Consider the following 10,795-nt stretch of genomic DNA (forward strand, 5'->3'; position numbering starts at 1 on the left):
ACTCTCTATTATAGCATATTTTTTAAGAAAGAAAAAAGGAAAAGTTAACTTCAATGATTATCTAACGATTTGACGATTTATAACTAGCCATGGCAATAAAGCCCAATTTCTTTTTATTCTTAGCGAACATTTTATACATAGTTAAAAACTGCTTTCTATTCTCCTTTTTACAAGCATTTACGCAAATTTTCAAAGTTCCTAGCCAACCTTCGTCATAAATCATACCTGATAATTTCATTAATGTCATTTCACCAGTCAATACTTTCACATCACGATAACCTGATTCTATCATCACCTGTTCCCAACCATCTTGAGTTAAAGGCCCTACATTTACATGAATTGCTTGTGACAATTCCTGTCTGATAGACTCTTTAGCTTCCTTAAGAAGAACATCATGTGTCAAGAGAAGACCTTCAGGTTTTAAAACCCTTAGATATTCCATTACACATTTTTTCTTAGCTTGATCGGCTTGCATAGTCAGCATAGCTTCGTTTATAACAATATCAAAACTAGCATCTCCATAAGGAAGTTTCATTGCATTTGCTCTTTCAAATCTGATCAAATGACTAACACCTGCCATTTCAGCAGATTTTTTAGCCACTTCTAAAGCTTGTCCATCCATATCAACAGCAGTTATCTTACAACCAAAACGCTGTGCCAACTCAATTGCTGTAGTTCCCCTATTGCACGCAACCTCTAGTATTCTCTTTTCTTTTGAAAATCCTCCTTCTGCAATTAACCAATCTGTGGCACGTTTTCCGCCTGGACGTAAGCGTTTTTTCCCCAATTTTGCTAAAAACTTATGACCTGCTTCTGACATTTGAACACCTCTATTTTTTCTTCATTATAACATAAAATTATATTATCTAACAATTCTAATCTATTATTTGATGAACTATAATCAAACGCATATAGTCTGCCATGACTATAGCATAAATCTATTAATCACCTCTCTAGTTCGAATTTAATTGCTCACGTAGTTTACGCATATAGGTTACGACTACATATTTGTACTTTAGAGTTGCTGGCCTCCTTATCCGCTATATACGCTTTACTATTACGTGCCTATTCGTATAGCCAAGATTTATCTATCTCTTTCTCTGCCGGTTCTTATTTCCAGCGTCAGACTTAAAAAGTCTATCCTAATGCCGCTCGATCAGCTACTCACAATAGTCAGGCTTGGGAATCACTTTTGGGTTTACTAGTATATGGTACCCACAGAGGACTTACACCTCAGATGAACGGAATGCCCGTCGTACCTAAAAAAACGAGCACTTTCGTACTCGTTCTATGATATAAACTACTGATTAAAGTGAGTTTACGTCAACTTTGATACCAACACCTTGAGTAGTTGTGATAGTCAAGTTTGTTACGTAAGTTCCTTTAGCTGTAGCTGGTTTTGCTTTTTGGATTGTTTCGTTGAAAGCTTTGAAGTTTTCAACCAATTTTTCAGCTTCAAATGATACTTTACCGATAATTGCTTGAACGTTACCTGCACGGTCAGCACGGTAAGTGATTTTACCACCTTTAGACTCTTCAACTGCTTTAGCAACATCCATAGTTACAGTACCAGTTTTAGGGTTTGGCATCAAGTTACGTGGTCCAAGGACACGTCCAAGACGTCCAACTAGAGCCATCATGTCAGGTGTAGCGATAACTACGTCGAAGTCCAACCAACCGTCGTTGATTTTAGCAACAAGGTCATCTTCACCAACAAAGTCTGCACCAGCAGCTTTTGCTTCTTCAGCTTTTGCACCACGTGCGAAAACAAGAACGCGTGAAGTTTTACCAGTACCGTTTGGCAATACCATTGCTCCACGGATTTGTTGGTCAGCTTTTTTAACGTCGATGTTCAAGTTGTAAGCAACTTCTACAGTTGCGTCAAATTTTGCAAAGTTAGTTTCTTTTGCAAGTGCTACAGCTTCTTCTACGCTGTATGCTTTTGTGCTGTCGATTTTCTCAAGAGCAGCACGAAGTTGTTTGCTTTTTTTAGCCATTTTCTATTCTCCTTGTAAGTGGTTCAATCGATTTTCATCTCCCACGTCACTCCTCGAAATGATGAAGTCTTGCGGGTTTTCAGTCTATTAGATTTTTTTCCTACTTCGTTAAGCTCCCTTGCTGTACCTAAGTACAAGCTTCAGTCACTTGCCTAGTATGAAAAGCAACTAATAGACTGCTGTGAGATTTTCTACTGTGTTATTAATTAGTCAACAACAGTGAATCCCATAGAACGAGCAGTACCTTCGATCATACGCATTGCAGACTCTACGTTTGCTGCGTTCAAATCTGGCATCTTAGTTTCTGCAATTTCTTGTACTTGTGCACGAGTAACTGTAGCAACTTTAGTTTTGTTAGGTGTACCTGATCCTTTTTCAACACCTGCAGCTTTTTTCAAAAGAACAGCAGCTGGTGGTGTTTTAGTGATGAAAGTAAATGATTTATCTTCGTAAACTGAGATAACAACTGGAATGATCATCCCAGCTTGGTCAGCTGTACGAGCGTTGAACTCTTTTGTGAATCCCATGATGTTGATACCAGCTTGACCAAGAGCAGGTCCAACCGGTGGAGCTGGTGTAGCTTTACCAGCAGGGATTTGCAATTTTACAAGTTTTTCGACTTTTTTAGCCATTTTTAAATCCTCCTTTGTGGTTTTGGCGGTAATTAAAGATTTTTACCTCCCACAAGTATGCTTTACACATACCCATCTATTATACACTATTTATCTAGAATTGCAAGAGAAAAGTTTATTTTTTAATCGACGTAATCTCCGCCTTCAAAGCCGTAGTATTCTTCCAAACTGAGACCACTCTCAGCAATTTCTTTTGCTTCTTTTCCGACATAACGAAGGTGCCATTCTTCAGCCATATATCCCGTTTCTTTTTCTTTACCTTTGAGATAACGGACAACAAAGCCATAATCAGCCGCATGGTCCAAGAGCCATTGGGCTGCTTTTTCTTCTGTCACCAATTCTCCATTTGTGCTAATCACATCAAAGGCCAAGCCTGTCTGGTGCTCGCTATAGCCAGGACGAGCAGAGTAACGGTCGGCAGCTTCTTTCCCATCTTGATTGACATAATCTTGATAGAGCTTGGTCTGAGTTTCATAACTTCTAAAACCACTATAATGATCACTAATTGGGAAACCTGCCTCTTGCATCGCTTTAATGAGCTTGAGCAACTCTGCCTTGGCTGTTGGATTTTCCCCTGGATTGTAGTCTTTCGACAATGGATAGTGTTTATTTGCTACGATGATTTCATCGTATTTCCCTTGGATACTGTAGTAGTCTCCTTTATTGACCACTTCTGCTTTTTTCTGGGTGGCTTCTTGAGACTTATTTCCGACTGTTCCATCAGCTTTAGCTGTTTGTTCTGTCTTAGCTGCGCCATCTTCATTTTTTGCTTTTTCTTGTGAACAAGCTGCTAGACTCATGGCTAGCAAGGCTGTCAAGATAAGGTATCTTTTTTTCATTTCTACTCCTTTATTTCTAATAGGTTATCTACTTCTAACGATAGACGTTCGACTAATCTTTTAATCTCATCCGATTTTGCTTGGCAGGTTTCTGCTGTCATTTCTTCAAAAGGAACCCACCAAACTGGCCCACGTCCCTTGAGACCATGGCCATTCATATCACCTGTTCGTCTAGGAAACAGATGCCAATGAAGATGTGCATCACCATTGCCTAGCAGTTCGATATTCATTTTCTCGGCATCAAAGGCCTTAGCAACTGCCTCTTGGACTAAACTCATTTCCTCTAGAAAACGGAGTCTTGCTTCCTTTTCTAAATGGTGCAATTCGGTGACATGTTCCTTGGCTAGAAAAAGACTATAGCCTGCAAAATACTGGTGATCTCCAATGACAAAATAGCCTGTTTCCAACTCTTTGACAAAATAGGGATTTTCCCCAGCTTTGATGAGGGCAATTCTCTGGCAAATCAGGCACATATTAGTCTACCAATGCGCTCTTAAGGTAAGCATCAACCATACGTTCCGTTGCGGCCACCGAATCAATATGAGTACGCTCATAAGAATGACTAGATTCGATACCCGCACCAAGAAGGGCATGCTTGACCTCTGCCCCTGCAGACATGGCTGCTGAAGCGTCCGAACCATAAAATGGATAGATATCCAACTTAAATGGAATATCTTTCTCTTTCGCCAAGGCAACCAAGTGTTGACGGAAGTCATAGTGATAAGGACCTGAAGCATCCTTGACACAGATAGACACTGTGTATTCGTCTGTCTGCTGGTCATCTCCCATAGCTCCCATATCCACAGCCAGATATTCTACTACCTGAGCAGGGATATTAGAGTTAGCACCGTGTCCCACTTCTTCAAAGACTGAAAAAGCAAAATGGGTTGTTACTGGCAATTCAATCTTCTCTTCCTTATAGATACGAAGCAGGTTAAGCAAAATCGCTGCACTGACCTTATCGTCCAAATGACGAGACTTGATAAAACCTGTCTCTGTCACGACAGTTCGTGGGTCAAAGCTGATAAAATCACCGACCTCGATCCCCAAGGCACGAGTTTCTTTTTCATTTGTTACTTTGACGTCCAAACGCACTTCCATATTGTCTTGCGTGCGTTCTGCAGTTCCTGCATCCTTGTAGACATGGCAAGAAGTTTGGTGGATAAGGATGGTTCCTGATATCTTTTGACCTGTGCTAGCTACGTGAACGGTACAGTTTTCTCCTTCAATCATGTTCCAAGGAAAACCACCAATACGGTCCATTTTGAGACGACCGTCTGGTTTGACAGCACGGACAATGGCACCCAGCGTATCCACATGGGCAGTCACATAGCGATGCTCTTCATCATTTCGACCTTTAATGGTCACATTGACACCACCCTTGGCTGTACGAACTGGCTGATAACCAAAACCTTCTATAGTCTTGACTAAATAGTCCGAAATCTCACGAGTAAAGCCCGTTGGCGATGCAATGGCTGTCAGCTCTTTGATATATTCTACTGTTTGATTCATTTCTTCACCCCTTTTGCTACCTATTATAACACATTTATCATCGGATAAAAAAAGAAAATCACTCCTGTAGACTGGCTACAAAAGTGATTTTATACTCAATGAAAATCAAAGAGCAAACTAGGAAACTAGCCGCGGGCTGTACTTGAGTACGACAAGGCGATGTTGACGCGGTTTGAATTTGATTTTTGAAGAGTATTAGTGATTATTCCATTTCAAAAACATCACTTTCTTGCTTGTTTGGTAGAACCAATGAGAGCAAGATTCCAACGATGGCTGGCACCAACCATGGAAGAGATGCCTTAGCAAAAGGAAGAGCATTGACAAGATTTGCAAGAAACTCAACCTTAAATGAGCTTCCTAGTACGCTTGCAATGGCAATAGCTGTAACCACAGCAATTGTTAACTGCATACCTGGTTTTGAAAGAGCCACAAATTTGTTAACAATGACAATCATAACAATGGCAATCGTGATTGGGTACAAGATAACCAATACTGGAATGGAGTACTTGATAATTGCACTCAAACCAAGATTTGCAATAGCGAATCCAATCAAGGTAAAGACTGTTGCATAAGCCTTGTAGCTGATTTGTGGGAAGCGGCCGTTAAAGAACTCAGCTGTTGACACAATCAGACCAACTGTTGTTGTGAAGCAGGTTACGGTAACCATAGCTGCAAGGAAGAGTTGGGCTGTTGAGCCAAAGATTTCTTGAGTTGCTTGTGACAAGATGTAAACACCTGGTGTTCCACCCTTCATCGCTTCAGCTGGTACTGGGAAATGATTTCCAAGGAAACCTAAACCGATATAAAGGGCGCTGAAGGCAAGGGCAACAACGATACCAACAACCCAAATAGTTGAAATGTATTCTTTCTTACTTGAAAATCCAAGTTGCTTCAAGGTTTGAACTGCAATTACACTAAAGGCAACAGAAGCAAGGGCATCCAAGGTATTGTAACCTTCGAGGAAACCTGTACCAAAGGCAGAAGCTTGATAAGCAGCTGACGCAGCTTGAGGGCTTGTTCCACCGTATTTGATAGCTCCTAGAACAACCAAGATAACAATCAAAATCGCAAAGACTGGTGTTAAAATACGACCGATACGGTCTAAGATTTTAGATGGATTGAGCGAGATTAGATACGCTGCGGCAAAGTAAAGAAGGGTAAAGACAATCAAACCTAGACCTTTATTTGCATCCGACAGAAGGGGGCTAATCCCTACTTCGTAAGCCGTTGTAGCAGTACGTGGGATAGCAAAGAATGGACCAATTGACAAATAGAGAACTACGAGGTACAGAGTCGCAAACCAAGGTGCTATCTTTGTTGAAATCTCGTGAATATATCCTTTAGGATTTAGCGTTCCAATAATAAGGGTCAAGACGGCGATACCGACGCCTGAAAAGACAAAACCTGCGATGGCAGGAAGAAAATGTTCTCCAGATAGAGCACCTAGAGAAGGCGGAAAAATCAAGTTTCCCGCACCAAAAAATATTCCAAACAGGAGCAAACCTGTTAGGGCACCTTTTTTAGCCATGAAAATCTCCTTCATATTTATAAAATACTGACCTAGTATACCACGATTGGGAGTCTGAAAAAAGCAACACGAAGCAAAATGTTAAATGTTTTTAAAATTCTAAAAAGTATGAATTATCTAAAAATAAAACTCTCCTACCCAGTCTACACCAAGTAGGAGAAAATGCTTACGTTTAGAGTTCTTCAAAGGCAGTCATACCACCTTGTACATTGATAACATTATAACCTTGTTCTGATAGGAATTGGCAAGCACGCGCTGATCTCATTCCAGCTTTACAAATGACATAATGCAACTGATCCTTGTCCAACTGATCATAGCTATCAGCCAATTGACTAAGCGGTAGGTTGTGGGCACCTTCTAAATGAAGAGTTTCAAATTCATCCACTTCTCTCACGTCCACTAGAGAAAGTTGGTCGTTTTGATAAAGCTGGTAAAATGCGTCAAAGGTTATTTCTTTCATTCTTTTTCTCCTAATACTCTTCGAAAATCTCTTCAAACCACGTCAGCGTCGCCTTACCGTAGATATGGTTACTGACTTCGTCAGTTTTATCCACAACCTCAAAACAGTGTTTTGAGCTGACTTCGTCAGTTTTATCTGCAACCTCAAAGCTGTACTTTGAGCAGCCTGCGGCTAGCTTCCTAGTTTGCTCTTTGATTTTCATTGACTATAAAATGGTTTTAATTCTTTTTTTCAAATCTGGCACCACTTCTGACTCAAACCAAGGATTTTTGGCCATCCAGATTTGATTTCGTGGTGAAGGGTGAACTAGTGGAAAATAGTCTGGCAAGTAGTTCTGGTAATGTTTTACCCGTTCTGTTACCTTGCCACTGACTTTCTCCTGTAAATAGTAGGCTTGGGCATATTGGCCAATCAAGAGGGTCAACTGAATATCTTGTAATTCTTGCAAGAGCTGCGGATGCCATTTTTCAGCAAAGCCAGTTCTCGGTGGCAGATCACCTGACTTTCCATGCCCTGGAAAGTAAAAATCCATAGGCAGAACAGCAAAATAACCTGAGTTGTAAAAGGTATCTTCATCCACACCTAGCCAGTCCCGCAAACGATCACCACTTTTGTCCTTCCAGTAAAGGCCTGCTTCTTGGGTTTTAAGACCAGGTGCCTGACCGATGATATTGATGCGAGCAGTCTTTGGCGCTGCAAAGAGAGGCTCGATGCCACGCTTTGTATAGTCGACATTTTGTGGATCCGCCATAATAGCCTGCTTGATTCTTTCAATTTGAGACATCTACTTTCCCTCCAAAAAGAAGTCTAAGCATAAGATCTCAGACTTCTATCGTTTTATTTGATCAATTCATAAATAGCTTCGGCATAAATTGCTGCTGCTCGGAAGAGATCGTCCAAGGCGATAAATTCATTAGCTTGGTGCATGGTGTCAATTGAGTCTGGGAACATGGCACCATAGGCAACACCTCGTTCTAGCAAGCGACCAAAGGTTCCACCACCGATGACTTGCTCATGACCTTTAAGGCCAGTTTGTTTTTCATAAACATTCAACAAGGTTTGCACAAGTGGATCTTCCATTGGCACATAGTGAGGGGTATGACCGTGTTCAGAAAGGCTAACAGAAGCAACTGGCAAGTTTTCAAGAATTGACTTGATTTGCTCTGGGTTGGTTCCTTTTGGATAGCGGATGTTAAGGGCAATGGTATTATCAGCGCTTGTTTCATCGAAGCGGAAGACACCCGCATTCATAGAAAGAGCACCCATCTTTTCATCCACATGAGCAATCTTGAGATTTTCACCCTCATGGTCGTTCAAGAGAATTTTACCAGCGATGTCAAGGTAGTCTTTGGCTGGACCAGCAAAGTCAAACTGGCTAAGGAAGAGGGCTAGGTAAGTCGCACCATTGACACCAGAAGCAGGCATAGCACCGTGGGCTGATTTACCAATGATGGTCACCTTGTATTGGCCGTTTTCTTCTTGGAGTTCTCCTCTAAGTTTGTGTTCTGCAACAAAGGCGTCTAGTTTAGCTTGCAAGTCAGCCAAATCACCTGAAATAACTGCTGTTGCTGATTCTGGTACCATGTTTTCACGCAAACCACCTGTGAAGCTGTGAAGACGGGCCGCGCCTGTATTTTTACCTGCAAAATGAAGATATTCTGTGATGTTTCCTTTTTCACCGTTGATGATAGGGAACTCAGCATCTGGGGAGAAACCAAAATCTGGTTTCGCAAGTTCTACGTGCTCGAAGTAGTAGTCCATGTCTGCCCAGCCTGATTCTTCGTCTGTTCCGACAATGAAACGAACCTTCTTAGAAGTTGGAAGGCCCAATTCTTTGATGATTTTCAAACCATAGTAGCAAGCTGTTGTAGGTCCCTTGTCATCCGAAGCTCCACGCGCATAAAGGCGACCGTCTTTGATAGTTGGCGTGTAAGGATCTGTGTCCCAACCGCTACCAGCTGGCACCACATCCATGTGGGCAAAGATTCCGAGAACTTCTTCTCCATCACCAAACTCAAAATGTCCTGCATAGTTATCGACATTCTTAGTTGGATAGCCATCACGGTCTGCGATTTCAAGGAATTTCTCCAAGGCTTTTACTGGACCAGGTCCAAATGGATGCTGGGCATCAACCTTGCTATCATCACGTTCTGAGTTGATTTCCAAAAGGCTAAACAAGTCAGCCAAAAGGTCTTCTTTGCGTTTTTCTACTTCTGCTGTAAAATCAATTGCTGTCATATTATCTTCCTTCTATCTTTTCTCGATGATTTCATCTACTGGCAAGCGGTAGCTTGGTTCTAATTTCTCGTCCGTATAACCTACTGTAATCAAGAGTTCTGGGCGGAAGCGGTCTTCGATGTCCAAAACTTCGTTGACTTTTGATTTGTCAAAACCAAGGATAAGATTTGAGCCAATTCCTTGGTCTGTAAGAGCGAGAATCAAGTTCATGGCAACCAAACCTGCATTGAGGGCTAGGTAGTCGCTGACCTGTTGTTCATTGTAACGTGCAAATTCAGCAGGCAAATTTTTCATGAAGTATTGTAGTTGCTCTTCTGAGAAATTCTTTGCCCCACCAACACGGGCGATCTTGCGAGCGCGTTTGGCAAGGTCCGTATCTGTAAACAAGGCAATGGTTACAGGCGCTGATGATACCTGTTCAAAGTTTGAACCGTATGCCAACTTTGCCAATTCAGCATTTTTCTCACGAACGACCACAAATTTCCAAGGCTGGCTGTTGTGGGCGCTTGGCGCCAAGGTTGCAATTTCGATAGCCGTACGCACATCTTTGGGATCAACTGGCTTATCAGTGAAATGCTTGGTCGCATGACGTTTTTTATTTAATTCAAGAAATTTCATAATCGATTTCCTTTTCTAATTCTACTGCTTCCATTTTACCATATTTTGAAAGAGCTTGCAGGAATTTTTCATGATTAAGTTTTTTTATCACAGCCATAAAAAATATATATTGGTTCATCGGGAAAGTTTCTGATAAACTAGTAGATAACTTACATTTGAATGGAGACATTATGAAAAAATTTAGCCTATTACTAGCCATCCTCCCACTTTTAGTTGCCTGTGGAAATCAAGCTACACCTAAAGAGACTAACTCCCAAAAGACAATCGTCGTTGCTACAGCTGGTGATGTGCCGCCATTTGACTACGAAGACAAGGGCAATCTGACAGGCTTCGATATCGAAGTTCTAAAAGCAGTGGATGAAAAACTCAGCGACTACGAGATTCAATTCCAAAGAACTGCCTGGGAGAGTATCTTCCCAGGACTTGATTCTGGTCACTATCAAGCCGCAGCCAATAACTTGAGTTACACAAAAGAGCGTGCTGAAAAATACCTTTACTCACTCCCAATTTCGAACAATCCCCTCGTCCTTGTCAGCAACAAGAAAAATCCTCTGACTTCACTTGACCAAATCGCTGGCAAAACAACACAGGAGGATACTGGAACTTCAAACGCTCAATTCATCAATAACTGGAATCAAAAACACACTGACAATCCTGCTACTATCGATTTTTCTGGAGAGGATATCGGTAAACGAATCTTAGACCTCTCTAACGGTGAATTTGATTTCCTAGTTTTTGACAAGGTATCCGTTCAAAAGATTATCAAGGACCGTGGCTTAGATCTCTCAGTCGTTGATTTACCTTCTGCCGATAGCCCCAACAACTATATCGTTTTCTCAAGCGACCAAAAAGAGTTTAAAGAGAAATTTGATAAAGCGCTCAAAGAACTCTACCAAGATGGAACCCTTGAAAAACTCAGCAATACTTATCTAGGTGGTTCTTACCTTCCAGATCAATCTCAATTACAATAA

The 10,795-nt window shown here is 41.3% G+C and carries 12 protein-coding genes; 1 reads left to right on the forward strand and 11 read right to left on the reverse strand.

What is annotated here, in order from left to right; genetic code table 11:
- Window positions 1-61: 61 nt before the first annotated feature.
- From EII37_RS05180 to EII37_RS05235, 11 genes are all read right to left on the reverse strand, one after another.
- Window positions 62-820 (reverse strand): class I SAM-dependent methyltransferase, encoded by a 759-nt coding sequence (locus tag EII37_RS05180; RefSeq protein ID WP_124787809.1) that lies wholly within the window; start codon window positions 818-820, stop codon window positions 62-64.
- A gap of 487 nt (window positions 821-1,307) precedes the next feature.
- Window positions 1,308-1,997, reverse strand: a complete 690-nt coding sequence (gene rplA, locus EII37_RS05185; protein ID WP_001085675.1) for a 50S ribosomal protein L1 — start codon at window positions 1,995-1,997, stop codon at window positions 1,308-1,310.
- Window positions 1,998-2,203: 206 nt separating this feature from the next.
- Window positions 2,204-2,629: a 50S ribosomal protein L11 gene (gene rplK, locus EII37_RS05190; RefSeq protein WP_001085807.1), complete on the reverse strand. Its 426-nt coding sequence runs from the start codon at window positions 2,627-2,629 to the stop codon at window positions 2,204-2,206.
- Between the two features lie 122 nt (window positions 2,630-2,751).
- The gene (gene ldcB / locus EII37_RS05195) at window positions 2,752-3,468 is read right to left on the reverse strand and encodes an LD-carboxypeptidase LdcB/DacB (RefSeq protein WP_124787810.1); all 717 of its coding nucleotides are present in this window, start codon (window positions 3,466-3,468) and stop codon (window positions 2,752-2,754) included.
- A gap of 2 nt (window positions 3,469-3,470) precedes the next feature.
- Window positions 3,471-3,941, reverse strand: coding sequence for an HIT family protein (locus EII37_RS05200; protein WP_124787811.1), 471 nt, complete (start codon window positions 3,939-3,941; stop codon window positions 3,471-3,473).
- Between the two features lies 1 nt (window position 3,942).
- The gene (locus EII37_RS05205; RefSeq protein WP_124787812.1) at window positions 3,943-4,980 is read right to left on the reverse strand and encodes a M42 family metallopeptidase; all 1,038 of its coding nucleotides are present in this window, start codon (window positions 4,978-4,980) and stop codon (window positions 3,943-3,945) included.
- 202 nt (window positions 4,981-5,182) lie between these two features.
- Window positions 5,183-6,508: a branched-chain amino acid transport system II carrier protein gene (gene brnQ / locus EII37_RS05210; RefSeq protein WP_169435177.1), complete on the reverse strand. Its 1,326-nt coding sequence runs from the start codon at window positions 6,506-6,508 to the stop codon at window positions 5,183-5,185.
- A gap of 172 nt (window positions 6,509-6,680) precedes the next feature.
- Entirely contained in the window at window positions 6,681-6,968 is a 288-nt protein-coding gene (locus tag EII37_RS05215; protein WP_124787814.1) for a rhodanese-like domain-containing protein, read from the reverse strand.
- Window positions 6,969-7,173: 205 nt separating this feature from the next.
- Window positions 7,174-7,752, reverse strand: a complete 579-nt coding sequence (locus EII37_RS05225) for a uracil-DNA glycosylase family protein (RefSeq protein ID WP_124787816.1) — start codon at window positions 7,750-7,752, stop codon at window positions 7,174-7,176.
- 53 nt (window positions 7,753-7,805) lie between these two features.
- Window positions 7,806-9,206 (reverse strand): dipeptidase PepV, encoded by a 1,401-nt coding sequence (pepV, locus tag EII37_RS05230; RefSeq protein ID WP_124787817.1) that lies wholly within the window; start codon window positions 9,204-9,206, stop codon window positions 7,806-7,808.
- A 12-nt stretch (window positions 9,207-9,218) separates the two neighbouring features.
- Window positions 9,219-9,824, reverse strand: a complete 606-nt coding sequence (locus EII37_RS05235) for a nitroreductase family protein (RefSeq protein ID WP_124787818.1) — start codon at window positions 9,822-9,824, stop codon at window positions 9,219-9,221.
- 170 nt (window positions 9,825-9,994) lie between these two features.
- On the opposite strand from EII37_RS05235, the gene EII37_RS05240 reads away from it, so the two are divergent.
- The gene (locus EII37_RS05240; RefSeq protein ID WP_124787819.1) at window positions 9,995-10,795 is read left to right on the forward strand and encodes an amino acid ABC transporter substrate-binding protein; all 801 of its coding nucleotides are present in this window, start codon (window positions 9,995-9,997) and stop codon (window positions 10,793-10,795) included.

The sequence above is a fragment of the Streptococcus sp. OH4692_COT-348 genome (genome assembly GCF_003859975.1).
Lineage (GTDB): Bacteria > Bacillota > Bacilli > Lactobacillales > Streptococcaceae > Streptococcus.